The organism is Microbacterium sp. Z12_35, from assembly GCF_058310475.1.
In genome coordinates, this window is the sequence record NZ_JBZEGJ010000001.1 from 2,570,575 (window position 1) to 2,594,579 (window position 24,005).

The window sequence follows — 24,005 nt, forward strand, 5'->3', positions numbered from 1 at the left end:
ACCATGGCAGCAGTGTGCCAGGTGACTGGAGCGGTTCCCGGCTTCGGTCACAGCATCTCGCACTCGCACCGCCGGACGAAGCGCCGCTTCGACCCGAACGTGCAGAAGAAGACCTACTTCGTTCCGTCGATGGGTCGCAACATCAAGCTCAACGTGTCCGCCAAGGGCATGAAGGTCATTGACGCACGGGGCATCGAGTCCGTCGTGAAGGACCTCGTCGCGAAGGGTGTGAAGCTCTAATGGCGAAGAAGGCTCAGGACGTTCGTCCGATCATCAAGCTGCGCTCGACCGCCGGCACGGGATACACCTACGTGACGCGCAAGAACCGCCGCAACAACCCCGACCGCATCGTGCTGAAAAAGTACGACCCTGTCGTGCGCAAGCACGTCGACTTCCGAGAGGAGCGCTGATCTCATGGCCAAGAAGAGCAAGATCGCGCGCAACGAGCAGCGCAAGGTTGTCGTGGAGCGCTACGCCGCAAAGCGCGCCGAACTGAAGAAGGCGCTCGTCGACCCGACGTCTACCGACGAGCAGCGCGAGGCCGCCCGTGTCGGCCTGCAGAAGCTGCCCCGCAACGCTTCGCCCGTGCGCGTCCGCGGCCGCGACGCCATCGACGGTCGCCCCCGCGGCAACCTGTCGAAGTTCGGCATCTCGCGTGTGCGCTTCCGCGACATGGCGCACCGGGGCGAGCTGCCCGGCGTGACCAAGTCGAGCTGGTAAGGCTCCGACAAGCAGCTGCCACAGCATCCGCGAAAGGGCGGGGGTTCTCCGGAACTCCCGCCCTTTCCGCATCCGGCGCGCCTGAGCCGAGGAGATTCAGCCCGAGCGAGGACCCCTCGGGCTGAATCCGTCCTCGCTCCGGCCGTTCGCCTCGTCTCGGGCGAGGATCCCGGCGTCAGCGCCGGGCGCGATGGAGCCCCTGACCCACCGCGCGGAGAACGAGATCCAGGACCGTCGACCACTGACCGACCACTTGCGTATAGGTGACGCGGATGACCCCAGAAGGCGGAGCCGGGCGTCATGCTCGACATCCGCCGCGCGCTGCGCCCCGACGTGGTGCCCGCCGTCGATCTGCAGCACCAGACGTTCCCCGATGAGGAGATCCACGCGATGTCCGGCGATCCACACCTGCGACACCAGCGGGAGACGCAGGAAACGTAAGCGCACCACGACGAAGGTCTCCAGGCCCGAATCGCGGTAGGCGCTGGCCTCACTGAGCAGCTTCCGGGCGCCCGCGCTCAGGTCGTAGCCGGCGAGGGCGAGAGGATCCGCGAGCTCGAGACGGAAAGCCGAGTCCCAGATGGCCAGCGCGCGCTCGTGGGGCTGACACGCCGCGACCAGAGCGAGTACGTTCTCGATGGGATCCTCGAGGCGATCCGGATGCCGGGGCACCAGCGGGCGGTGACGGTGAACGGTCGCCCGGGCGACCGAGACCGCCCCCGCGTGAGCCGGCGCCGCCACGTGAGTCCGGCCGTCGGACAGCGTCCAGCTTCCCGATCGCTCGGCTTGCGTGACACAGGTCAGGAGGACGCCGTCGCGGGCCGCGCTGACGAGAAAAGGGTCCGCGTCCGGGAGCGCGACCCACACCCTCCTCAGCCGGATGAGTCGCCCGTCCGCCGTGGCGCGGGCGATCTCGTGCTTGGAGGTCCCCGCGCGATCAGCGTCGCGCTGCGCCACCCCTCCGGCGGCACGGACGGCTTCGACGGCGTGGATGGTCTTCAGCATGAGCTCATCATTCGGTCCCGCTTCCCCCTGCATGGATGGGTGCGGTCGTTCGGTGGAAAGCGCTGCGCGGAGCGCCCCTGGGGAGGGTGAGCGAAGTCCTCGGCCCAGGCGAGGACATCCGCCGAAGCGAGGAGCCGAAGCGCAGCATGCACCCTCGCGCGGGCAGATCTCCTCTCCTCGGGCGGGTGGGAGAGCGTCCCATCGGTCACATCCGTCACATCCGGGCGCGACACGCCCACGGATCCGCGCCGAAAGGGCCAAAAATCCGCGGAATTCCGCGGGTTCGTTGATAGATTCGAGGCGGTCGATCCGACCACCGGGGGCATCGCCCCCGTCCGATGTAACGCAGGCGGCCAGTTCGGCCGCCCGGGAGGACCACCGAATGGCTGACAAGTCCATCACCAAGACCGAACTCGTCGCGAGCATCGCCAGCGCGACGGGGCAGAGCCAGTCCGCTGTGTCGGGCGTACTCGACTCCCTCTTCTCCACTGTGTCCGAGGCAGTCGCCAAGGGCAGCAAGGTCTCGATCCCCGGTTGGATCGCGTTCGAGCAGGTCGAGACGTCCGCGCGCACGGGCCGCAACCCGCAGACGGGCGAGGAGATCGCGATCCCCGCCGGCAAGCGCGTCAAGGTCACCGCGGGTTCGAAGCTGAAGGCCGCCGTCAAGTAAGACGACGTCACGCGAAGCGAAGGGGGGATGCTGCGGCATCCCCCCTTCGTCCTTTCCCCAGAAACGCGCACGTAGGCTGGTGGGGTGACCCTCACTTCCCCTCCGCGCCGCGCCGAGGCGCCGCGCGGGGCCGTGGGGTCGGAACGCCCGCGGCGAGCTCTGCGGCTGGCCGGCCCGATCATCCTGGTCGTGGCCGCGGTCGTCACCCTCTTCTGGGGCCTGGCTTACGGAGGCGGTGCCGCGCCGCTGGCGCTCGGCGACCCCGGTCCGGTCGTGCGCTGGGGTCTGCCCGTCGCGACCCTGGCCGTGAACCTCACCGCCGCAGGGATGATCGGGTCGCTCGTCCTCGCCCTTTACGCTCTTCCGGCCGGTGAGCGCGCGTTCGACGTGGCGCTGGACACCGCATCGGCCAGTGCCGCGCTGTTCACGGTCGCGTCCGCGCTGACCGGGTTCTTCACGTTCGTGAACACGATGAACGCCGCCCCGAGCGCGGATGCGCTCTTCGGCCAGCAGCTCGGCCGGTTCCTCGTCGAGGTCGAGCTCGGCCGCACGTGGCTGCTCACGACGGTCGCCGGTGCCGTGCTGACCGTGCTGACGTTCGCGGTCCGCTCGTGGACATCCACGTTCTTCGTCGCCCTCCTCGCCATCGTCGCGCTGGTGCCGATGGGAACGCAGGGCCATTCGGGTGAGGAGGCCAACCACGACTCCGCCGTGCTGGCGCTCGTGCTGCACATCATCGGCGCCGCGGTATGGCTGGGCGGCCTGATCCTGCTCGTGATCATCCGCCCGATCCTCGATCGGGAGATGCTGAGCCGGGTTCTCCTCCGCTACTCGAGTCTGGCGCTGGTCGCCTTCGTCGTCGTCGCCGTGTCGGGGACGGTTCGTGCCTCGGTGGGCCTCGGTGGATGGGCGGCGCTCGCGAGCCCCTACGGGGTGCTCGTGATCGTCAAGGTCATCGCGCTGCTGGCGATGGGAGTCCTCGGCGCCTGGTATCGCAAGCGCCTGATCTCGCGCACGCGCGAGGACGGAGCATCCCGCCGCTTCTGGGGACTGGTGGGGCTCGAGCTGGCGTTCATGGGCATCGCCAGCGGCGCCGCAGCAGCGCTCGCGCGTACTCCTCCGCCCGGTTCGGCGGGCGCCCCCGCGCTGAACTCCCCGGCCGAGATCCTCACCGGCTCACCCGTTCCGCCCGAGCTGACCATCGGACGGTGGCTGACCACGTGGGACATCGACCTGCTCTGGCTGTTCGCGGTCGCCTTCGGACTCTTCTTCTACCTCGCCGGAGTATGGCGCCTGCACCGCCGCGGTGACGGGTGGCCGGTGTACCGCACGGTGCTGTGGGTGGCGGGGATGCTGCTGCTGCTGTGGGTGACGAGCGGGCCGATCAACGCGTACCAGGACTACCTGTTCAGCGTGCACATGGTGGGTCACATGCTGCTGACCATGGCGATCCCGCTCCTGCTGGTGCCGGGGGCCCCGGTCACCCTCGCCGCGCGCGCGATCCGTCGTCGCGATGACGGCACCCGAGGCGGCCGCGAGTGGATCCTCTGGGCCGTGCACAGCCCCGTCGCGCGGGTGCTCACCAATCCGTATATCGCGGCAGGCCTCTTCATCGGATCGCTGTGGATCTTCTACTACACCGACCTGTTCCGCTGGTCGCTGTACGACCACCTCGGGCACGAATGGATGGTCGCGCACTTCCTGCTCACGGGCTACCTCTTCGTGCTCTCCCTGATCGGCATCGACCCGGTGCCGTACCGGCTGCCGTACGCCCTGCGGCTCGTGCTCCTCATCGTCGTCATGGCGATGCACGCCTTCTTCGGCATCGCCATCATGATGCAGAGCGGCCTGATGATCGCGGAATGGTTCGGTTCCATGGGACGCACCTGGGGCGCCGATCCGCTCGAGGACCAGTACATCGGCGGGGGTGTCGCGTGGTCGATCGGCGAGCTCCCGACCCTGATCCTGGCGATCACCGTCGCGATCCAGTGGAGCCGATCGGACGAGCGGACGCAGCGCCGCCGCGATCGGCACGCCGACCGCACGGGCGACGCCGAGCTACACGAGTACAACGCTCAGCTGGCGGCGCTCGCCGAGCGCGATGCCCGCGCGCGCCCCTGAACCGCCGGCTACTCGGCGTTCTGCCCCTGCACCTGAATGGATGCGGTGCCGTCCGCCTGGACCGTGATGGATCCGAACACCGAGAACGGCACGTCTTCTTCCACCCTGCGCACTGAGCCGTCGAAGAGCGAGCGGATGTCCACGGCGATATGAGCCACGGCCTCGGCCGGCACGATCCGCCATCCCGCACCATCGGGCTCCACGCGCACCTCCGGTTGCTGCACGATCGACCAGGCCGGCGCGTCGACGATGCGGTTGCGGACCTGGAACCCGAAGGGGCAGCCGGTCGGCTGCAGCACCTCCTGTGCGGCGCACGCGGCGAGGAACTCGTTCATCCGCTGCTGCACGACGGCGACGAACTCTTCGGTCGCTTCGGCCTGGATGTCGACCGGGACGGCGGCCCGCGGCGCGTCGGCGAGCACCGCCACGCCGGGGGTCGCCGAGATGGCGGTGTCGACTCCGACCGAATACAGGCCGGGGGAGAAGATGAGGAGCGGCAGGGGGGCCAGCGGGTCCGCCTCCGCACCGTCCGGCGACACCTGCCGCTTGTCGATCTCGAAGCCGTTGACGTCGAACCGCATCGACCCGCGCACAGTGAGGTCCATCATGGCGAGAGGACTGGTGGCGAAGCGCCAGGACGGGGCGATGCCGGTCCATCCGTCCTGCACGACGGAGAAGGTGGTCCTTCCCGGCAGGCCGCCGGCGTGGTAAGACACGGTGATCTCCGTCAGCTCCCCCTCGACCTTCTCGTCGATGATCTCGACGTCGGTCAAGGCGGCGAGGGCGTCATGGCGCAGCAGCACATCGGATGCGGTGGGGCTGAGCCCCGCGGCCTGCAGCGCCGCCGCATCCATCGTCACGCCGGGAACCGCGCGCGCATCGGCTGCGCGCCCGTCGGACAGGAGATCCAGGTACCGCAGCACGAAGGCGGTGGGGCTGTACACCTCGCGGTAGAGGGTCACCCCGGCGGCGGCGAGGGCCGCCACCAGCAGCACCCCGACGACGGCCAGCGTGGTCAGGTCACGGGCCAGACGACGCGAACGGCGCCGAGGGGCGGAATCGCCGCTTTCTGCGGTCGCCTCCGGCCGCAGAGTGTCCGATGGCGAGGGCGTCTGCACGGTCTCAGTCTAGGAACCCGTGCCTCCGTAAGCCCCGTGAGGGTCACGGGGCTGCATGGGCGAGTTCCTCCATGGCGAACCGCTGGACCATGCCGAACGCGGCGAGCTGGCCCGTCGACATCGCGAGGACGACCGAAGCCAGCGGAGCCGGCCACGCCTCGCTCTGGGCCATGTCGCCGACCGCAGAGACGCCGTCGACGCTGGTCTGTCCGACCCCATCCACCGCCACGAGCCCGAACGCATTCACGGCGAGGCCCAGCTGCTCGGCGAACGGCGCCCGCTGCGATGAGCGCGGGTGAACGAAGACACCCGCCACCTCGAGGGTCGATCCGTCGGCGAGGTCGAGGGTGAGACCGTCGGATGTTTCGTGGACACGCTCGACGGCGGATGGAGCCACGACGTGCACCTCCGAAGCGACAGGGCGGAGCTTGGCGGCCTGAACGGCCGCGTGGGGGTTCTCCGCGATGACCGCGACCGGGCGGCCCGCGAACTCATGTCCGTGGCAGAAGGGGCAATGCGCCACCTTGTGGCCCCACTGCGCGGCGAGACCGGGGATGTCGGGAAGCGCATCCGTGATCCCCGTGGCCAGGATCACCGTCCGTGCGTGCACCGTCGTGCCGTCGCCGGTGGTGACGAGGAAGCCCTCATCTTCCCGCGTGATGGCGGTGACCGGTTCGTCGCGCACCTCGACCGTTTCGTAGGCGGCGAGTTCCGCGCGTGCCCGCGCCCGGAGCTCGGCCGGAGGGGTGCCGTCGAATCCCAGCACATTGTGGACGTGCGCGGTGGGGTCGTTACGGTATCCGCCTTCATCGAAGAGCACCGTCGGGCGGTGCACGCGGCCGAGAGTGAGGGCTGCTTGCAGGCCGGCGGGACCCCCGCCGACGATCACCGTGTCGTACATGTCACTCCTTCAATTTGCGTAGGAGACGATCCTGTGACTTCATGTCAACATGAAGTCAAACGGTGAGGCGATCGGCGATATTTCCGCGCAGTTCGGGCTCGACACCCACGTCCTCCGGCACTGGGAAGAGATGGGTCTCCTGCACCCCGCCCGCGACCCCGCCGGCCGGCGGCGGTACTCGGAGGGCGATCGGGTCCGTGTGGCCGTCATCCTGTGCAGCAAGGCATCCGGGATGAGCCTCGATCAGATCGCCGCGCTGCTGGACGCGGCTCCCGCCGGCCGCAACCGGATGCTGCGTGAGCACCTTGCCGAACTGGACCGCCGAGCCGCGGAGATCCAGCGCGCGCGAGAGATGGCCGAGCATGCGTTGCACTGCCGTGCGCGCGATGTTGCGACCTGTCCCCGCTTCCAGGTGCACGTCTCGGAGCTGTCCGTCGGCACTCCGGACGATCGCACACGCACCGCGCGGGGGCGAAGGGCGCGCGCCGCGGCGTGACGGCACCTGTGCACAGCCGGATGTCCGCCGGCGTCCGGTGCGTACCGTGGCGCGACGGCGCGCGACGGGAACTACCATGAACCGGTGAGCACGCCGTCCCTCTCCGCCGAGCAGGAGGCTCTGTTCCGGCTCATCGAAGACACGCGCGAGCATGTGTTCGTCACCGGCCGTGCGGGCACGGGCAAGTCCACGCTTCTGCAGCATCTCGCGTGGAACACGAGCAAGCAGATCGCCGTCTGCGCCCCCACGGGCGTCGCCGCGCTCAATGTGGAGGGCCAGACCATCCACTCGCTCTTCCGGTTGCCCATCGGGCTCATCGCCACCAGTGAGATCGAGCAGTCCGACGTCACCCGCAAGCTGCTGAACGCGATCGACACGCTCGTGATCGACGAGATCTCCATGGTCAACGCCGACCTCATGGACGGCATCGACCGGTCGCTGCGGCAGGCTCGCGGCCGGCGCGCGGAGCCGTTCGGTGGCGTGCAGATCGTCATGTTCGGCGACCCCTACCAACTCGCGCCGGTGCCGCCGCGGGGCGACGAGATGCGCTACATCCGCGACCACTACCGGTCGTTCTGGTTCTTCGATGCGAAGGTGTGGGCGGGTTCGGAGGGAGCGGACGGCGCGCTCGACCTCGGCCGTTACGGGACCGACCTCAACGTGCGGGAGCTGGCCGAGATCCACCGCCAGTCCGACCCCGCGTTCAAGGCGCTGCTGAACGCGGTCCGCTACGGGCGGGTGACGGCCGACATGGCGGGGGTGCTCAACAACGCCGGCGCACGCACGCCTCCGAGCCCGGCCGACGGGGAGCATCCCATCATCACGCTCGCCACCCGCAACGACATCGTGAACACCATCAACCGGCGGCACCTGGACGAACTGGTCGGGCGGATGCAGACGGCCAACGCCGATGTCAGTGGCGACTTCGGGCGGGGTGAGGGGAACTATCCCGCCGATGTCGAGCTGAAGCTCAAGGTGGGGGCGCAGGTGATGTTCCTCCGCAACGACGTGTCGACGTACGGGGAACCGCCTCGCTGGGTCAACGGCACGATCGGCACCGTCACCCGTATCGCCGGCGGCACGGTGCGCGTCGAGGTGGATGGTACCGAGCACGATGTGGAGCCGGCGGTGTGGGAGAGATTCCGCTACTCGTACAACCCCGGCACGCGGACGCTGTCCCGCGACGTGGTCGCCGAGTTCACGCAGTTCCCCCTCCGCCTGGCGTGGGCGGTGACGATCCACAAGTCGCAGGGGAAGACGTACGAGCGCGCCGTGATCGACCTCGGCTCCGGCGCCTTCGCGCCCGGCCAGACCTACGTCGCGCTCAGCCGCCTCACGAGCCTGGACGGCCTTTACCTGTCGCGGCCGCTCCGGCCCAGCGACATCCGCGTCGATCCCGACGTGCAGCGGTTCATGAGCACCGCGCTCCGCGCCCGCGCGTAACCCGCGCGCCCCCGCCCTCGTCCCGCCCGCCCGCCCGTCCCGTCCCGTCCCGTCGAGAAACGACATTCCGGACGAGAAACGGCGCGATGCGTCATGTCTCGGCGGAATCGTAGTTTCTCGGCGAACGACGGGGAGGGGCGGAAGGGCGGACGGGTCAGGCTACGGCGGCCTTCGCGCGAGCGAGGTCTTCGAACAGCTCCGTGTTGAAGCGGTAGGCCTGCAGCACCTCGTCGATCACGCGTTCCTGCTCCGGTGCATCCCAGGGGGCCGCGTCGAGTTGCTCGCGGTAGACGTCCTTGAACGCCGTCGGGTCGGCGATGTCGGCGAAGACGTAGAAGCCCACGCCGTTGGTCTCGAAGCCGAAGCGGCGTTGCATGAGCCGCCCGATGAACTGTCCGCCCGAGAGGTCGCCGAGGTAGCGGGTGTAGTGGTGGGCGACGAAGCCACCCGCCCAGGTGGTGCCCACTTTCCGGATGCGCTCCACATATCGCTGGGTCGTGGGGAGGGGGTGGATGCTGTCGCGCCAGTCGGGTCCGAGGAGGAACTCCAGATCGGCCTCGAGTGCGGGAAGGCGGGTGAGGCGGTCGGAAATGAAGACCGACGCCACCGGGTCGCGGCGCATCCGCTCAGCCGCCTCCTCGAGCGCGGCGTAGATGAACCAGTGCTGTGCCACGAGCGCGACGTAGTCGTCTCGTGTGCCCTCGCCCTGCATGAGGTCGGACATGAATCCGGAGTACTCGCTGGAGGAGTGGGCCGCGCTGGAACGCTCGCGCAACGCTGCCGAGAACGAAAGGACGTCGCTCATGTGCGCCATCCTAAGGCAAGAGTTAGGCAAGCCTAAGTGCGAGAATCACGTGGCTCGGTCTCAGTCGTGCGGTCGGGCTTCCAGACCCAGCCGCCGGCACGACTCGTCGTACAGGGCGACGATCTCCCGCCGGACCTGGCGCCGCTCGGTGATGGGACCGCCCGGCCACGGGACCCGCAGCGAGGTCGTGGTGCCGTCGGCCGCCACCACGGTCCACTCGCCGCCATCCCCGTCGAATCCGGTCATCGTCGCGTCGCGCGCATCCGCCACTCCGAACGCCTGCGCGATGAGCAGATTGTCGTCGGCGTGGTCGTCGTTCATGTGACGCAGCACGCCCGCGAGGGCCCCGTCGTCGAAGGTGTGCGGCATGGGGACCACATTAGGGACAGTCGTGATGGAGACGTGACCCGCACCCGGCCGAAAGCCTCTGGGCGCGTCCAGCGGGTGTGTTTGAATTCATGTGCACGTCATGCGACGCGCTGAAATTCCCGGGGGTAAGGATGCGGTTCCATCGCGGTCGCGGCCTTCTCGCCGTCGCTTTGGGCGTAGCTGCCCTGGCCACAGCGCTGAACGGATGCTCCGCTCCTCAGGCGGTCGAGATCGATCTGCCGGCTCAGACCGAGCGCGGACTCCCCGATGAGACGGCATCGCAGCTGGAGGCCGCCGTCACCGCTGCCATGGGCGCCGCCGGCGCATCCGGCGCCATCGTGGGTGTGTGGGCTCCATGGAGCGGAAGCTGGGTCTCGGGCCTCGGCACGCAGGCTCCGGGGGGTGCCGGCGGCGCGGTCGATGCCGACATGGCCTTCCGGGCGGCAGATGTCACGCGCGCGATGACCTGCGACGTCCTGTTCCAGGTCGCAGCCGAAGGAACGGTCGATCTCGACGACAGTGTCGTCCACTACGTCAACGGCTTCCCCGACCTCGACAACATCACGCTGCGTCAGCTGTGCGACGGCACCGCGGGTGTCGGCTCGTTCACGCCGCAGCTGCAGTCGCTGATCTTCTCCAACATCGAACGGCAGTGGGACCCCCGCGAGCTCGCCGGCTACGGACTCGGCCTCGACCGCATCGAACCGGGGACCGCCTACCGCGACTCCGACGCCGGGTATCTGCTCCTGGGGTCGGCGCTCGAGCGCGCGACGGGGGAGAGCATGCGGGATCTGCTCGCGGAACGGGTCACAGAGCCCCTCGACCTCACCGTGACCGAGCTGCCTACCCGCCCGGCCGCAGCACCCTCGGACGACGCATCCCTGCACGGGTACTGGTCGACGGCGGATGCTGCGGGGGCGTGGAACTGCGCCGAGCCGCCCGATGTGACCAGGATGTCGGCGAGCATCGGCTGGGCCGACTCCGGTGCCGTGACGAACATCACCGACCTGGGCCGGTATGCGCAGGCCCTGGCCACGGGCGCGCTCACCCCGGAGGCGACCGATCGCTTCGAGAACCCGCTGCCCGTCGCCGCCGATCAGCCGACCTGGTTCACCGCCGCCGGCGGCGCGTATCAGGCGGGTGCGCTCATCGGGCAGTACGGCTCGATCCCCGGGTATCTCACCGCCGCATTCGCCGACCCGCGAACCGGGCTGACCGTCGCGGTCGTGCTCAACAATTCCGGCGCCAACCCCTCGATGAGCGCGTGGCTCGCGTGGGAGCTGGCCGCGATCGCTTCCCAGGCGCCGGCGGCGGAAGGGGAGAGCATCCCCGAAGCAGGCCTGCCATGGACGGCGCAGCAGTTCCACGACACGATCGCGGCGAACGCCATCTGCCAGGCACCCCCGCAGTGACCCCGGCCGGCGGGGCGGGTCGCCTCGGACCCAGCAGCGCCGTGCTGCTCGTCGTCGTCGGCCTCGCCTGTCAGGAGGTCGGCGCAGCGCTCGCGGTGATGCTGTTCCCCGAGGTGGGCCCGCTGGGAATGGTGATGCTGCGGCTGGTCTTCTCCGCGCTTCTCCTCTTGGCGATCGCCCGCCCGCGACTGCGGGGCCACTCACGCCGCGGCTGGACCTCCGTGGTGCTGTTCGGCCTCGTGCTGCTCGTGATGAACGGACTGTTCTACCTCGCACTGGAGCGTTTGCCGCTCGGCGTCACCGTGACGATCGAGGTGCTGGGGCCACTGACACTGTCGATCGTGGCCAGCCGGCGCGCCTCGGCGCTCGTCTGGGCAGGACTCGCCCTGGTCGGGGTCGCCGCGCTGGGTGGCGGAGGATGGGAGCGCCTGGATCTGCTGGGCGTGCTGTTCGCGCTGGGAGCTGCGGCCGCGTGGGCGTTCTACATCCTCGCCTCGGCACGTGTGGGCCGCGAGTTCCCGCGCCTGGACGGTCTCGCCCTGGCGATGGTGATCGGCGCAGTCCTCTCGCTCCCCCTCGGGATCGTGGATGCGGGCTCCGCGCTGCTGCGCGTGGACCTTCTCGCGCTCGGCGCCGCCGTGGCCGTCCTGTCGTCGACCATTCCGTACGCGCTCGAACTCATTGCGCTGCGCCGACTCCCGGCGGCCGCGTTCGCGATCCTCATGAGCCTCGGTCCGGCCACCGCATCCGTCGCCGGGTTCTTCCTCCTCGGCCAGCACCTGGCGTGGCTGGAGATCGTCGGCATCGCGCTCGTGATCGCGGCATCCATCGGCGCAGTGTGGTCCGCCACCCGCGCCCCGAAGCGGGCGGCGCCCGACGACGAGCGGTTCGCCGAGCCGCTCGTCTGACGGGCCGGCCCGCCGTCGCGCGGGGACCTATGGCACTTACCGCGTGACGCCTTCTGAGTGAATGTGGGCATGGGCGCGAAGCGTGCTCCATCGAAGCGACCGCTGTCGCCCCGTGCGAAAGGAACAGAACATGGCCCGTAGTCTGACGAGGTTCGACCCGTTCATGGGACTGGATGCGGTGCGCCGGTCACTGGTCGAGGACCTTCTCCCGGCCCGCTCGGGGGGAAAGCTCCCGACGACCGACATCTACATGGAGGGCGACAAGTCCCTGATCGTCGAGGCGCATCTGCCGAATTTCGATGAGAAGGATGTCTCCGTGACGGTGGATCGCGGCGCTCTGGTGATCAACGCCGAGCGGCGCGAGAAGGAGGAGGACAAGGACAAGAAGTACGTCATCCGCGAGAGCAGCACCAGCTTCTACCGCAGCGTCCTTCTTCCGGAACAAGCCGAGGAGGGTGCGATCTCGGCAGACTTCACGAACGGGGTGCTGAAGGTCACCGTGCCGCTCAGCGCGGGTGAGTCCGCGCGCAGCATTGAGATCGGATCGTCCACGTCGTGAGTGGCCCGTTCGCCCACCACCTGTCAGCGGTCCGCGGAAGCCCGATCGGACCGGCCGACATTTCCTTGCCGCCCACGGAGCCGATCGACGTCTCGGCGCTCATCCAGGCAGCGGCTGCGGCTCAGAATGCCTCGCCACATCGCCTATGAGTGCTCGCGCACGGAGGGCGTTCCGGACCGCCTCGATGTGGATACGGATGCGGATGATCCGGGGCGTGTGACCGGCGTGGTTCCCCCGACCACCGATATGTACACCGACGACGGGGGAGCCTTCGTCATCGAGATGCACCTGCCCAACTTCGATGCGGACAACGTCGTGGTGAAGGTCGAGGGAGGTCGGCTGGTCGTGGAAGCCGAGCGGAACAGTGCCGCGCCCGACGGGCGTCGCGAGTACTTTCTGCGCGAGGCGGCCAGTGCCATTTCCCATACGATCGCGCTCCCCGATGATTTCGGGCTCGGAGGGGTGACGGCGAACTTCTCCGCAGGGGTGTTGCGCGTCCGAGTGCCTCCCGGGGACGGGTCCGGCACTCGCCGGATGGCGGTCGCGTTCGACGGCGCGGACACGGCCGCGCAGTGCGGTGTCCCTCCGGACAGCGGGACTTAATCCCCTGGCCTCCCGCCCCCGCCGAAGCGGACAGTGTGGGAAACGAAAGGCATGCCATGTCAGACCGGAACTATTCATTGCTCATCGCGGCATACGACGACCAGGACGCCGCGTCGACCGGCTTCAACGAACTGAAGTCGGTCGATGACGTCAAAGTGGTCGCCGCCGCCGTGCTGGCCCGCGACTCCGACGGCAAAGTCACCGTGAAGGAGCACGGCGGAAGGCAGCTCGTATACGGCACCGCCGCGGGCGCTGCCGTCGGCGTGGTCGTCGGCCTCTTTGCCCCTCCGCTCCTGCTCTCGGGGGTCATCGGCGCCGGCATCGGAGCCGGGGTGGGCGAGATCGTCAAGCGCCACCAGGAGAAGGAGATCGGTGTCGATGTGGAGGAGTGGCTGCCGGCGGGGTCGTCCGCCGTTGTCGCCGTCATCGACGATCGCTACCTCGACCGGGTCGACAAGGCGTTCACGAAGGCGACGAAGAGCGTCACCAAGGCGGTCGACAAGGGCGATTTCAACGCCGTTGTCAAGGCGGTGAGCAAGGGCGACGAGCGCGTCCTGGCAGCGATCGAGTCGTGATCGGGCGCTGATCCCCGACGGGTACTGCCCCGGCGTGCGCGAAGGCGCCCGCCGGGGCGACCCGTGGGGAAGCGCTGTGCGAGGGACGCAGCGGGTACCAACCGGTTCGGGCGGGTTTGACGGATTGTCAGACGATAGGCCAAGATTGCGAAGTTCGTCTTGGTTGGTCCCCGTACAAGGAGGTACTCGTGTCGTCCGTCGCGTCCCCGCCCAACAAGGCCCGCGTCGCCGTCGCTGTCGCGGTCGGCAACTTCATGGAGTGGTTCGACTTCGCCGTATACGGCTTCTTCGCCGTGATCATCGGCCAGCTCTTCTTCCCCGCTGACACCGACCCCTTCGTGGCGATCCTGTCGTCGCTGGGCGTCTTCGCCGTGGGCTTCTTCATGCGCCCCCTGGGTGGCTTCATCCTCGGACCGATCGGGGACCGTTACGGTCGGCGGACCGCGCTGGTGATCTCGATCGTCTCGATGGGCATCGCCACCACGATCATCGGCCTGCTTCCCGTGTACAGCATGGTCGGTGTCCTCGCGCCGCTGCTGCTGGTGCTGTGCCGGTGCGTTCAGGGCCTGTCCGCCGGAGGGGAGTGGACCGGGTCGGCCGCGTACCTCATCGAATCGACCCCGACCCCGCACCGAGGCAAGTTCGGCAGCGTGATCTCCGCCACCGCCGCCCTGGCCACGATCGTCGGCAGCTTGTTCGCGCTGTTCCTCAACAACGTGCTCTCCGAGACCGACCTGCTCTCGTGGGGCTGGCGCATCCCCTTCCTTCTGGCCGCCCCGCTCACGCTCGTGGGGCTGTACATCCGGCTGCGGCTGGGGGAAACGCCCGTCTACCAGAACGTCGAATCCCGCGGTGAGGTGGAGAAGTCGCCCCTGCTGCGCAGCCTCCGGCAGAACCTGCGTCCGATCCTGCTGACCCTCGCGATCGCCGCGGTGCAGGGCACCGGCTTCTACTACCTGGCCACGTACGTCGTGAACTACCTCACGACCACCGTCGGTCTCGAGCGCGGACCTGCGTTGACGTTCAGCGCCATCGGTCTCACCGTCTACATGATCCTGTGCCCGCTCGCGGGTGCGCTCAGTGACCGGTTCGGTCGACGCCGACTGAACATCATCGGCACGATCGGCTACATCATCCTTCCGATCCCCGTCTTCTGGATGATGTCCAGCGGCCAGGGCGTCCCGGTGGTCGCCGGCATGATCCTGCTGACGATCACCCAGTCGCTGGTGAGCGTCACGACCGTCGTCATGCTCGTGGAGTTGTTCCCCGCGTCCAACCGGTCCAGCGCGAGTGCCATCGGATTCAACATCGCGCTGGCCTTCATCGCCGGCCCGGCCGCGTACATCGGGACGTGGCTTGCGGGCACCACCGGCAACCCGGTCTCGCCGGCCTGGTACATGGTGCTGCTCGCTGTGCTCGCGCTGCCGTTCTTGTGGAAGTGGCTTCCCGAGACGGCCGGTCGTGACATCACGAGCGAGCACGATGCGCTGCGAAGCCCTGCGGTCACCGTCGCACCCGACCCGGCGGCTCGACGCTGACGGGCAGGGGCTGACGCGCGGTGCCGGGTGCCTTCAGGGTCCCGGCACCGCGCTTTGTCGTACGTGCCGTTACGCCATCGCGAGCGCGCGTGCGAAGGCGTCGTGTCGGCGTGATCCGCCGCATGCATGTCACCGGTGTCGCGCGCTGGGACCTATGGCCCTTACCATGCCGCGCGTCGTGAGTGAACCTTGTCGTCCCCGGCATCCTCGATCCGAGGCTGCCACCTCCCCCCCCGAGAGGCGACCATGACCCTGACACCGAAGACATCCCTCCCCCCGATGAGGTCCGAGACCGCGCTGAGCCACAGCGAGCGGAGAGGAGCCGGCAATGGCTGAGTTCTCCGGGTACCCCGCGCCCGAGCGGCGGCTGGGGGCCGTCGGCCCGGCCGATCTCCACCTTCCGCCCACCCAGCCGATCGACGTGACCGCGCTCATCCTGGCGGCGGTCGCCGCGGAGAAATCCGCGGCGAGGTCATCGTGAACCGCCAGCACTGGGCGCAGCCGGTGCTGCGCGTGATGAGCGCCGGTGACGTGAACGCTCCGGCTCCGGCGCGTCGCGTCGAACGCCCGCCCGTCCGAAGCCCCTCAGAGGATGGCTCGGTCCGGGTGCTCGTCGTGGACGACAACGAGATCTTCCTGCTCGGGATAACCAAGCTGCTCGGGTCGCACGCGGGTCTTGTCGTGGTCGGAGAGGCGACCTCGGCCGGAGAGGCCGCGGCCCAGGTCGTTGCCGCCGATCCCGAGGTCGTGATCATCGAAGCGCACCTGCCGGATGGCAGCGGGACCGACCTGTGCGGCGCCATCACATCTGCGCGCCCTCAGACCCGGTGTCTCATCTTCACCTCCGACGAGCAGCCGGAGACCATCGCCGCGGGGATCGCCGCCGGTGCGTCGGGTTACGTCCTCAAGCGCGCTGACGGCAGGACGTTCCTTGATTCGGTCATCCGGGTCTCCCGCGGTGAGCACCTCCTGCCGGCGTCGCGTCCGTCTGCGAAGAGATCGCGGGGGCTCGTCACCACCGGACCCAGCCTGACGCTGCGTGAGGACCAGGTCCTGGGGCTGATCGCCGATGGCCTGACCAACAGGCAGATCGGCGAGTCGCTCTTCCTGGCCGAGAAGACCGTCAAGAACTATGTCTCCGGCCTCCTCGCCAAGCTCGGATTCGAGCGTCGCACACAGGCGGCCGTCTACGGCGCGACCCGCCGCCGCGCCTGATCGGCCGCCGTCGGTATCGGCGCGGGTGGTGGTCGTACCGGTGGGAGAACTCACAGGGAGGGGATGACGGGAATCCCCGTCGTGGTCGACCTCTGGCGCGTCGCGGGACGGCTGATGCCCCACTTCAGGTCGGCTGGGTTCTGAGGTCAGTCGCTCGATCGGGGCTGCCGACGCAGGTTCAGCCGGATCGCGTCGACGGCCTCCGCCTCCGGCACCAGGCCGATGTTCGAGAGCACCGCGAGGCCATGCACCGTGGCCCACATCCGCGTGGCCAGCCCAGGCGTTGCCTTCGCGTCGGCGGCGGGACCCGCTTCCGCGGCGACGCGTCGCAGCACGTCGCGGTGTCGCGCCATCTGGAGGGCGAATTCCGGACTCCGGTCACCGACGACGTCGGGATCGTAGATCCACGCGAACCGCCGGGGGTGCGCGACGGCCCACGCCACGTAGGCGCAACCGGCTGCTTCCGCTGCGCTGACCGTCCGCTCCGGATCATCCAGCGCGGCCACCTGCGAGTCGACGAACTGCGCCATCCATCGCTCGGCGAGTTCTCGCAGCAGCGCTTCTTTCGTCGCGAAGTGCTTGTAGGGCGCGGCAGGGCTCACGCCGATGTCGCGGGCGAGTTCGCGAAGGCTCAGCGATCGCATGTCGTTCGCGTCGCAGGCCCGCTCCGCGGCCGCGAGCAGGCTCTCGCGAGCGTCGCCGTGATGATACCCGCGCGATGTAGACACTGATCACATTTTGCTGGTACCGTGACGCATTCGCAAGTGATCACTGTTCACTTAGCGATGACGTGACCGACCCGAGAAGCGCCCTGAAGAAGGAAAACCCGTGACGACCGCGACCGACACTCGCCCCCGCCAACGCACTGTGACCGACATCCTCCTCGCCGTGAACTGGATCGCGCTTCTCGGCGTGATGTTCGGCGGCTACTCCCTGCTCCGGCTCATCAGCGCCGGCATGAGCGACCACGCCGAGCAGTTCTTCCGTGCGGGCCACGGCCACGCGGGAGTGCTGACCGTGATCGGCATGCTGTACGTGATGACGATGGCGCGCACAGGCGCCTCGACCCGCACGCAGATCGCCAGCTACGTGGTCTACTTCGTCGGCGTGGGACTCCTCGCCGGCGGGTTCTTCGTCCACGTGGGCGCCACCGCGGGTGAGGCCTCGTTCGGGGTTGCGGTCATGACCCCCGCCGGCGCCGTGGTCCTCGCCGGCGCCATCCTCTTCCTGGCCTACCGGCTCGTGCGTTCTGGCCGCTGAGGCCGTCGGTCGCTTCTCTCCCCGCGCCGCGATGGCAGATTCAGCGGGAGAACGGGCAATGGAGGGGATGACGGGAATCGAACCCGCACTATCTGCTTGGGAAGCAGAAGTTCTGCCATTGAACTACATCCCCGAGCGGCCTTTCGGCGCCTCGTCAGCATAACAGCGCACTCCCCGCCCCTCACACCGCGAGACAGCATCCTGCCCACGAGACTGCGGCGCACGACCGCAGTTTCGTGGGCACCATGCAGTCTCACGGACGCAGGGGACCGGCGGCGGCTCTAGGCTGAGCGCGTGCTGCTCTCCGATCGCGACATCATCCACGAACTCGAATCCGGACGCATCGGGCTCGCGCCCTCTGACGCCACGATGGTGCAGCCGTCGAGCGTCGACGTGCGCCTGGACCGGTATTTCCGGCTGTTCGACAACCACAAGTACCCGTTCATCGACCCCGCCGAAGACCAGCCCGAACTCACGCGGCTCATCGAGGTCGCACCCGACGAGCCCTTCATCCTGCACCCTGGCGAGTTCGCGCTGGGCTCCTCCTACGAGCAGGTGAGCCTGCCGGACGACGTCGCCGCACGGCTGGAGGGCAAGTCCTCCCTCGGACGGCTCGGTCTCCTCACCCACTCCACCGCGGGCTTCATCGACCCCGGATTCTCGGGGCACATCACCCTCGAGCTCTCCAACGTCGCCACGCTGCCCATCAAGCTGTGGCCGGGGATGAAGATCGGCCAGCTCTGCTTCTTCCGGCTGTCGTCGCCGGCGGAGAACCCCTACGGCTCCGGCCCGTACGGCAACCGGTACCAGGGCCAGCGCGGCCCCACCGCATCCCGGTCATTCCTGAACTTCCATCGCACCGACGTCGGCGTGACGGACGCCGGCTCAGCCGGGCGCTGACGCGGCGTCCGCCGTCGCAGCGGGCGAGGATGGCGCCATGACAACGAGTGCCGGCGCCGCCGGTTCCACGCCCCTGGAGATTCAGCGGAGCATCCCCGGGAGCAACCACGCGCGCCTGCTCAAGCTGCTCTACCGACGCGGCAACCGCTCGCGAGCAGACCTGGCCCGTGCGGCCGGTTTCACCAAGGCCACCGTGTCGAGCCTCATCGCCGAAATGCTCGAGGCCCGGCTTGTCGTCGAGACGCGGCAGCGCCCGGTGGATGGGCCCGGACGACCAGCAGTCGACCTCGACGTGGCGCGGACGTCGTGGGTGGTGCTCGCCGTGGACCTTTCGCCCGATCATGAGTTCATGGCCGCGCTGATCGACCTCGGTGGGCGGATCCACGATCGCGCTTCCGTGACGTTGGGCGGGGCGCGCGGTGAGGACGCCTTCGTCATGGCGCGTAAGCTGATCGACCTGCTGCTCGCCCGCGCCGAGGTTCCTGTTCTCGGCATCGGGGTCTGCGTCCCCGGCATCGTCGACCTCGACGGCGTCGTGCTCACCTCCCTCAACCGGGGGTGGTCTGGCCTGCCCCTGCGCGCTCGGCTGTCGGAGCACACCGGGCTGCCGGTGTGCGTCGCCAACGACGCCAATGCGGCAGCGCTGGCCGAACGCGAGGTGACGCAGGGGCGCGATGACCTGATGTTCGTGCGGGTCGGATCCGGTGTGGGCGCCGCCATCATCGCGAACGGCCAGCTCCTCCACGGTCACGATTTCTCGGCGGGTGAGATCGCCCACGTCACCACGGCCCCGGGTGGCCCCCGCTGCGTGTGTGGCCGCTTCGGGTGCTTGGAGGCGACGCTGTCCGTGCCGCGGCTCGCCGCGCTCCTGCGCGGGGGCGACGGTTCGCCCGAACGGCGCAGGGAGGTCCTCGAGAACGCCGGTCACCAGCTCGGCGGTGTGCTCGCCCCCCTGGTCGGGGCTCTCGCGCTGACCACGGTCGTGGTGAGCGGGCTGCCGCCCTCCTACGCCGATGATCTGCTGGCGGCGACCCATGCGTCGCTGTCCGGCCGCATCCCTGCGGAGCTGTCTGCCACGCTGACCCTGCGGGGCTCGGACCTCGGCGACGACGTCATGCTCCGGGGAGCGGTCATCCTCGTCCTCAGCGGCGTCCTCGGCATCATCTGAGCGGTCGTGGACCACTCCGCGACATGACCCCACCACCTCTCTTGTCGGCCCTCGGAGTATGTACTACCGTTAAACAAATTTCGCTGACCCCCTCGGACTGAGGGGCCGAGAAGCTGTCCCACTCAGTGATGCGCGACGTGTTTGTGACCGACGCTGGGTGTTTGCAGGGCCTGTTAGTCGTACCAACGATCAGTCACCAGACACCCGCCGTTGCAGAACACGCGGGCAGCGGCGCACCACTCGACAGTGAAGGATGCGCAATGAAGACCTACATCCGACTCGGGGCGGTGGCCATCACGGCCGCCGCCACCTTGGCGCTCGCCTCGTGCGGCTTCGGCGGATCGACCGGCGGCGGTGGCGACTCGAGCGGCACCACGCTCGATCTGCTCGTGCCGAGCTACTCCGACAACACCCAGGCGCTCTGGGAGGACGTGATCACGGGCTTCGAGGAGGAGAACCCCGACATCTCGGTCAACCTGGAGGTGCAGTCGTGGGACAACCTCGAGTCGGTCATCACGACCAAGATCCAGGGTGGTGAGGCGCCCGACATCTACAACGGCGGCCCCTTCGCCGGCTTCGCGGCCGACGAGCTGCTCTATGCGGCCGAAGACGTCGTTTCGCCGGAGACCTACGCCGACTTCCAAGACGCGTTCGTCGCCAACGCCGAGGTCGACGGCACCGCCTACGCTCTCCCGCTCATCGCATCGGCCCGCGCGCTGTTCGTGAACGACGACCTGCTCCAGCAGGCGGGCGTCGCGGCTGCTCCCACGAACTGGGACGAACTCCTGGATGCGGCCACCAGGGTGTCGGGCCTCGGCGGCGGCATCGCCGGCTACGGCATGCCGTTGGGCTCGGAAGAGGCACAGGCGGAAGCGGCCGTCTGGCTGTGGGGCGGTGGAGGATCGTTCGGCGACGGGACGGAGATCACGGTCGACGACCCGGCGAACCTGCCGGGCGCCGAGCAGATCAAGGCCATGATCGACGCCGGCGCCACGCAGGCCGACCCGGGCTCGACCCAGCGCTCGCCGCTGATGGACATCTTCGTCCAGGGCAAGATCGGCATGCAGGTCGGTCTGCCCCCGATAGTGGGCCAGATCGAAGAAGGAAATCCCGACCTGAACTACTCGATCGTGCCCATCCCGACAGCCGACGGCTCGCCCTTCACCCTCGGCGTCATGGATCAGCTCATGGCGTTCGAGAACGACGGTGACAAGCAGGAGGCCATCACCGCCTTCTTCGACTACTTCTACACCGCTGATGTCTACGTTCCGTGGGTGCAGGCGGAGGGTTTCCTTCCCGTGACCGAGACCGGTGCCGAGCAGCTCTCGGGCGAGGAGGCGCTCGCGCCGTTCCTCGAGGTGCTCCCCGACGCGCAGTTCTATCCGAGCACCAACCTGCAGTGGTCGGCGACGGATGCCGCGTTCAAGGCGTTGTTCGGGCAGCTTCAGACGAGGCCCGCCCAGGACGTGCTGGCCGAGATCCAGGCGCAGGTCGACACCGCGGGCTGATTCCGGCACGTGGCGGCGACGGCGGCGGCAAGGGCACGGTGAGTCGGAGGATGAGTACCACGATGCAGCGGTCATCGAGCCCGGCGGGGGCGGTTGCAAGCCGTCCCCGCCACGCCCCCGACCGCCCGACGAGAAGCAATCGCGTGCCGGGATGGCGCGAACTGCTCGCAGCGCTGCCGTGGATCGGACCCGCGCTCATCCTGATCTTCGGCGTCGTGTTCTTCCCGGCGGGGGTGATGTTCTTCAACTCCACGCGGGACATCTCGGTGTCAGGCGTGGACAGGGGTTCCGCGGGCCTGGACAACTACGTCGAGGTCTTCTCCTTTCCCCACTTCTGGCCGATCCTCGGGCGCACCATCGTGTGGGTGGTGGCCGTGGTGACCATCACCGTGCTGCTGTCGCTGGTGATCGCACAGGTACTCGACAAGGCGTTCCCCGGCCGCCGGATCGTGCGGCTCGTCGTCATCATCCCGTGGGCGGCATCGGTCGTGATGACGACGATGGTCGTCTACTACGGGCTCGAACCGTACTTCGGCATCATCAACACCTTCCTCGTCGACGTGGGGCTGGTCGCCACGCCCGAGGGCTACGGGTGGACGCGCAACCCGGCGACGGCCTTCATGTGGTCGATCGCCGTGGCCATCTTCGTCTCCCTGCCGTTCACCACCTACACGATCCTCGCCGGCCTCGCGACCGTGCCGGCCGACGCGATCGAGGCGGCCAAGATCGATGGCGCCGGCCCCGCGCGCACCTACTTCTCGGTCGTGCTGCCTCAGCTGCGCGGTGCCCTGTCGGTGGCCGTGCTGATCAACATCATCAACGTGTTCAACTCGCTCCCGATCCTCAGAGTGATGACGGACTCGATCCCCGGCTACGACGCCGACACGATCATGACGATGATCTTCAAGTACATCCAGAACCAGCAGAAGGTCGACGTCGCCAGCGCCCTGTCGGTCGTCGCCTTCGTGATCGTGATCGTGATCGTGGCGATCTATGTCAGGGTCGTCAAGCCCATGCGGGAGGTGTGATCGGTGGCCGTCACCGCCCCCGCGTTCGAGACGATCACTGCCCCCCGCAAGCGCCGGTACACCGCCGACCAGGTGCCGATGGGTCGGGTGCTGCTGCGGATGCTGGCCGGAGCGATCGTGCTGGTGTTCTTCATCCTCCCGTACACGATCATGTTCTTCGGCTCGGTGAAGACGAAGGCGCAGATCCGCTCGGTGGAGCCCACGTACTTCCCCACGGAGTGGCATTGGGAGAACTACGTCACGATGTGGTCGACCCCCGAGACGCCGCTGCTGCAGAACCTCGTCTCCACCGTCGTGATCGCTATGGTTGCGACGCTGCTCGTGCTGCTGGTCGCCATGCCCGCGGCGTACTACACGGCGCGGTTCCGCTTCCCCTTCCGCATGACGTTCCTCTTCGTGGTGATTGTCACGCAGATGCTGCAGCCGGCCGTGCTGACGTCGGGTCTGTTCCGTCAGTTCGCAACGCTCGGTCTCATCGACACGTGGGCGGCGATGATCTTCATCAACGCCGCGTTCAACCTGTCGTTCGGGGTCTGGATCATGCACTCGTTCTTCGCCGGCATCCCGAAGGAGATCGACGAGGCCGCGCAGATCGACGGCGCCAGCCGGCTGACGGTGCTCTTCCGCATCAACCTGCCCCTCGTGTGGCCCGGGATCGTCACGGCGATCGTGTTCACGTTCGTCGCCTGCTGGAACGAGTTCGCGGCGTCGCTCGTCATCCTCTCGACGGCGGGCAATCAGCCGCTATCGGTCGCACTGACGAAGTTCGTGGGGCAGTACGAGACGAGCTGGCATTATGTGTTCGGCCTGTCGATCGTGGCCATCCTGCCGGTGGTCATCCTGTTCATGCTCATCGAGAAGCGGCTCGTCGGCGGGCTGACCGCGGGCAGCGTGAAGTGACGACGACCGGCAGACGGCGCCCCGTGTCGCTCGAACTTGCCGTGGAGGGACCGGCGTCCGCGGTCGTGGCCGCGCGGGCGGGTGCCGACCGCATCGAGCTGTGCGCCGCCCTCGCCGTCCACGGGGTGACCCCGTCGATCGGGGCGATCGAGCGCACGATCGCGGTCGGAATCCCGGTGCACGTGCTTGTGCGCCCGCACGCAGGCGGCTTCCAGTACGACGCGGACGCGCTCGAGGTCATGCGCCGCGACGTGGATGCCGCGGTGCGGGCGGGTGCGGCTGGCGTCGTGGTCGGCGGCGTACGCGAGGGCATGGTGGACGTGGCGCTGGTGGGTGCACTGAAGGATGCGGCGGGCGCGGCGACGGTGACCTTCCACCGCGCCTTCGACACGCTTTCCCGGCGCCGCGTCGCTCTGGACACCCTCGTCGACCTCGGAGTGGATCGGGTGCTGACCTCCGGCGGCGCCGCCGTCGCGGCCACGGCGTCCGACCGGTTACGCCGCCTCGTTGCGCACGCGGCCGGCCGCATCGAGATCATGGCGGGCGGCGGAGTGACCGCCGCTCACGTGCCCGTCCTCCTCGGCGCCGGAGTGGATGCGGTGCACGCCTCGGCCCGCTCGGCCACCCGCGCCGGCGTGGCCGCCGGTGCCGGGGTCGACCCGCGGGCGGCCGCTGCCCTGCGCGAAGCCGTCGACCTCGCCTCTGCCCGCACCACGGCAGGCGACGGGCGGACGTGAGCCCCCTCGCGGCGCCGGACCGCGGGGCGAGATCGCCGCGGCGGGC

General features: G+C 68.7%; 28 protein-coding genes and 1 tRNA gene. 22 read left to right on the forward strand and 7 right to left on the reverse strand.

Going from position 1 to position 24,005, the window contains the following annotated elements; all coding sequences use genetic code 11:
• Nucleotides 1–3 precede the first annotated feature (3 nt).
• From rpmB to rpsN, 3 genes are read left to right on the forward strand one after another with little or no spacing between them, the layout of a single operon-like run.
• Nucleotides 4–240: a 50S ribosomal protein L28 gene (rpmB, locus tag AC4FS1_RS12370; RefSeq protein ID WP_491155422.1), complete on the forward strand. Its 237-nt coding sequence runs from the start codon at nt 4–6 to the stop codon at nt 238–240.
• Nucleotides 240–410 (forward strand): 50S ribosomal protein L33, encoded by a 171-nt coding sequence (gene rpmG, locus AC4FS1_RS12375; protein WP_013584775.1) that lies wholly within the window; start codon nt 240–242, stop codon nt 408–410. Before rpmB ends, rpmG begins: the two co-directional genes overlap by 1 nt.
• A gap of 4 nt (nt 411–414) precedes the next feature.
• Complete coding sequence (rpsN, locus tag AC4FS1_RS12380; RefSeq protein ID WP_491155425.1) at nt 415–720, forward strand: 30S ribosomal protein S14; 306 nt, start codon at nt 415–417, stop codon at nt 718–720.
• Between the two features lie 96 nt (nt 721–816).
• Here rpsN and AC4FS1_RS12385 read toward each other — a convergent pair whose 3' ends face one another.
• Nucleotides 817–1,725, reverse strand: a complete 909-nt coding sequence (locus AC4FS1_RS12385; protein ID WP_491155427.1) for a DNA/RNA helicase — start codon at nt 1,723–1,725, stop codon at nt 817–819.
• A 382-nt stretch (nt 1,726–2,107) separates the two neighbouring features.
• Here AC4FS1_RS12385 and AC4FS1_RS12390 point away from each other — a divergent pair, with 382 nt between their 5' ends.
• Nucleotides 2,108–2,395 carry an HU family DNA-binding protein gene (locus AC4FS1_RS12390; RefSeq protein ID WP_125133173.1) on the forward strand — a complete coding sequence of 96 codons (288 nt, stop codon included), beginning with the start codon at nt 2,108–2,110 and terminating at the stop codon, nt 2,393–2,395.
• A gap of 132 nt (nt 2,396–2,527) precedes the next feature.
• On the forward strand, nt 2,528–4,516 hold the full coding sequence (locus AC4FS1_RS12395; protein WP_491155726.1) for a bifunctional copper resistance protein CopD/cytochrome c oxidase assembly protein: 1,989 nt from the start codon (nt 2,528–2,530) through the stop codon (nt 4,514–4,516).
• Nucleotides 4,517–4,524: 8 nt separating this feature from the next.
• Here the strand turns inward: AC4FS1_RS12395 and AC4FS1_RS12400 are convergent, their stop codons facing one another.
• On the reverse strand, nt 4,525–5,634 hold the full coding sequence (locus AC4FS1_RS12400) for a hypothetical protein (RefSeq protein ID WP_491155429.1): 1,110 nt from the start codon (nt 5,632–5,634) through the stop codon (nt 4,525–4,527).
• 43 nt (nt 5,635–5,677) lie between these two features.
• Complete coding sequence (locus AC4FS1_RS12405) at nt 5,678–6,535, reverse strand: NAD(P)/FAD-dependent oxidoreductase (protein WP_491155431.1); 858 nt, start codon at nt 6,533–6,535, stop codon at nt 5,678–5,680.
• A 49-nt stretch (nt 6,536–6,584) separates the two neighbouring features.
• Here AC4FS1_RS12405 and AC4FS1_RS12410 point away from each other — a divergent pair, with 49 nt between their 5' ends.
• The gene (locus AC4FS1_RS12410; protein ID WP_491155433.1) at nt 6,585–7,031 is read left to right on the forward strand and encodes a helix-turn-helix domain-containing protein; all 447 of its coding nucleotides are present in this window, start codon (nt 6,585–6,587) and stop codon (nt 7,029–7,031) included.
• Between the two features lie 84 nt (nt 7,032–7,115).
• A complete protein-coding gene (locus tag AC4FS1_RS12415; protein WP_491155435.1) occupies nt 7,116–8,474 on the forward strand; it encodes an ATP-dependent DNA helicase in 1,359 nt (452 codons plus the stop codon).
• A 154-nt stretch (nt 8,475–8,628) separates the two neighbouring features.
• Here AC4FS1_RS12415 and AC4FS1_RS12420 read toward each other — a convergent pair whose 3' ends face one another.
• Both AC4FS1_RS12420 and AC4FS1_RS12425 read right to left on the reverse strand, forming a co-directional pair.
• Entirely contained in the window at nt 8,629–9,279 is a 651-nt protein-coding gene (locus tag AC4FS1_RS12420; protein WP_491155438.1) for a biliverdin-producing heme oxygenase, read from the reverse strand.
• A 60-nt stretch (nt 9,280–9,339) separates the two neighbouring features.
• A complete protein-coding gene (locus tag AC4FS1_RS12425; protein WP_491155439.1) occupies nt 9,340–9,648 on the reverse strand; it encodes a DUF2470 domain-containing protein in 309 nt (102 codons plus the stop codon).
• A 131-nt stretch (nt 9,649–9,779) separates the two neighbouring features.
• Between AC4FS1_RS12425 and AC4FS1_RS12430 the strand changes: the two genes are divergently transcribed.
• The 8 genes from AC4FS1_RS12430 to AC4FS1_RS12465 all read left to right on the forward strand — a co-directional run bounded on the left by AC4FS1_RS12430 (nt 9,780) and on the right by AC4FS1_RS12465 (nt 16,458).
• The gene (locus AC4FS1_RS12430; protein ID WP_491155441.1) at nt 9,780–11,060 is read left to right on the forward strand and encodes a serine hydrolase domain-containing protein; all 1,281 of its coding nucleotides are present in this window, start codon (nt 9,780–9,782) and stop codon (nt 11,058–11,060) included.
• A gap of 44 nt (nt 11,061–11,104) precedes the next feature.
• The gene (locus AC4FS1_RS12435; RefSeq protein ID WP_491155728.1) at nt 11,105–11,968 is read left to right on the forward strand and encodes an EamA family transporter; all 864 of its coding nucleotides are present in this window, start codon (nt 11,105–11,107) and stop codon (nt 11,966–11,968) included.
• Nucleotides 11,969–12,098: 130 nt separating this feature from the next.
• On the forward strand, nt 12,099–12,527 hold the full coding sequence (locus AC4FS1_RS12440; protein ID WP_491155443.1) for an Hsp20/alpha crystallin family protein: 429 nt from the start codon (nt 12,099–12,101) through the stop codon (nt 12,525–12,527).
• A gap of 126 nt (nt 12,528–12,653) precedes the next feature.
• Nucleotides 12,654–13,130, forward strand: coding sequence for an Hsp20/alpha crystallin family protein (locus AC4FS1_RS12445; protein WP_491155445.1), 477 nt, complete (start codon nt 12,654–12,656; stop codon nt 13,128–13,130).
• Between the two features lie 56 nt (nt 13,131–13,186).
• Nucleotides 13,187–13,705 (forward strand): DUF1269 domain-containing protein, encoded by a 519-nt coding sequence (locus AC4FS1_RS12450; protein WP_491155447.1) that lies wholly within the window; start codon nt 13,187–13,189, stop codon nt 13,703–13,705.
• Nucleotides 13,706–13,893: 188 nt separating this feature from the next.
• The gene (locus AC4FS1_RS12455; protein ID WP_491155449.1) at nt 13,894–15,243 is read left to right on the forward strand and encodes an MFS transporter; all 1,350 of its coding nucleotides are present in this window, start codon (nt 13,894–13,896) and stop codon (nt 15,241–15,243) included.
• Nucleotides 15,244–15,571: 328 nt separating this feature from the next.
• On the forward strand, nt 15,572–15,724 hold the full coding sequence (locus tag AC4FS1_RS12460; protein ID WP_491155451.1) for a hypothetical protein: 153 nt from the start codon (nt 15,572–15,574) through the stop codon (nt 15,722–15,724).
• Complete coding sequence (locus AC4FS1_RS12465; protein WP_491155453.1) at nt 15,721–16,458, forward strand: response regulator transcription factor; 738 nt, start codon at nt 15,721–15,723, stop codon at nt 16,456–16,458. Before AC4FS1_RS12460 ends, AC4FS1_RS12465 begins: the two co-directional genes overlap by 4 nt.
• Nucleotides 16,459–16,604: 146 nt before the next feature.
• Here AC4FS1_RS12465 and AC4FS1_RS12470 read toward each other — a convergent pair whose 3' ends face one another.
• Nucleotides 16,605–17,186: a TetR/AcrR family transcriptional regulator gene (locus AC4FS1_RS12470; RefSeq protein WP_491155455.1), complete on the reverse strand. Its 582-nt coding sequence runs from the start codon at nt 17,184–17,186 to the stop codon at nt 16,605–16,607.
• Between the two features lie 100 nt (nt 17,187–17,286).
• On the opposite strand from AC4FS1_RS12470, the gene AC4FS1_RS12475 reads away from it, so the two are divergent.
• Entirely contained in the window at nt 17,287–17,718 is a 432-nt protein-coding gene (locus tag AC4FS1_RS12475) for a hypothetical protein (protein WP_491155457.1), read from the forward strand.
• Between the two features lie 59 nt (nt 17,719–17,777).
• On the opposite strand, the gene AC4FS1_RS12480 is transcribed toward AC4FS1_RS12475, so the two are convergent.
• Nucleotides 17,778–17,851 (reverse strand) — tRNA-Gly (locus AC4FS1_RS12480).
• A gap of 161 nt (nt 17,852–18,012) precedes the next feature.
• Here AC4FS1_RS12480 and dcd point away from each other — a divergent pair.
• The 6 genes from dcd to AC4FS1_RS12510 all read left to right on the forward strand — a co-directional run bounded on the left by dcd (nt 18,013) and on the right by AC4FS1_RS12510 (nt 23,959).
• Entirely contained in the window at nt 18,013–18,618 is a 606-nt protein-coding gene (gene dcd / locus AC4FS1_RS12485) for a dCTP deaminase (RefSeq protein WP_491155458.1), read from the forward strand.
• Between the two features lie 37 nt (nt 18,619–18,655).
• Nucleotides 18,656–19,786, forward strand: a complete 1,131-nt coding sequence (locus tag AC4FS1_RS12490) for an ROK family transcriptional regulator (protein ID WP_491155460.1) — start codon at nt 18,656–18,658, stop codon at nt 19,784–19,786.
• A gap of 260 nt (nt 19,787–20,046) precedes the next feature.
• Complete coding sequence (locus tag AC4FS1_RS12495; protein ID WP_491155462.1) at nt 20,047–21,294, forward strand: extracellular solute-binding protein; 1,248 nt, start codon at nt 20,047–20,049, stop codon at nt 21,292–21,294.
• 143 nt (nt 21,295–21,437) lie between these two features.
• Entirely contained in the window at nt 21,438–22,322 is an 885-nt protein-coding gene (locus tag AC4FS1_RS12500) for a carbohydrate ABC transporter permease (protein ID WP_491155464.1), read from the forward strand.
• 3 nt (nt 22,323–22,325) lie between these two features.
• On the forward strand, nt 22,326–23,222 hold the full coding sequence (locus tag AC4FS1_RS12505) for a carbohydrate ABC transporter permease (protein WP_491155466.1): 897 nt from the start codon (nt 22,326–22,328) through the stop codon (nt 23,220–23,222).
• A 23-nt stretch (nt 23,223–23,245) separates the two neighbouring features.
• Nucleotides 23,246–23,959, forward strand: a complete 714-nt coding sequence (locus AC4FS1_RS12510; protein WP_491155467.1) for a copper homeostasis protein CutC — start codon at nt 23,246–23,248, stop codon at nt 23,957–23,959.
• Nucleotides 23,960–24,005: the final 46 nt, after the last annotated feature.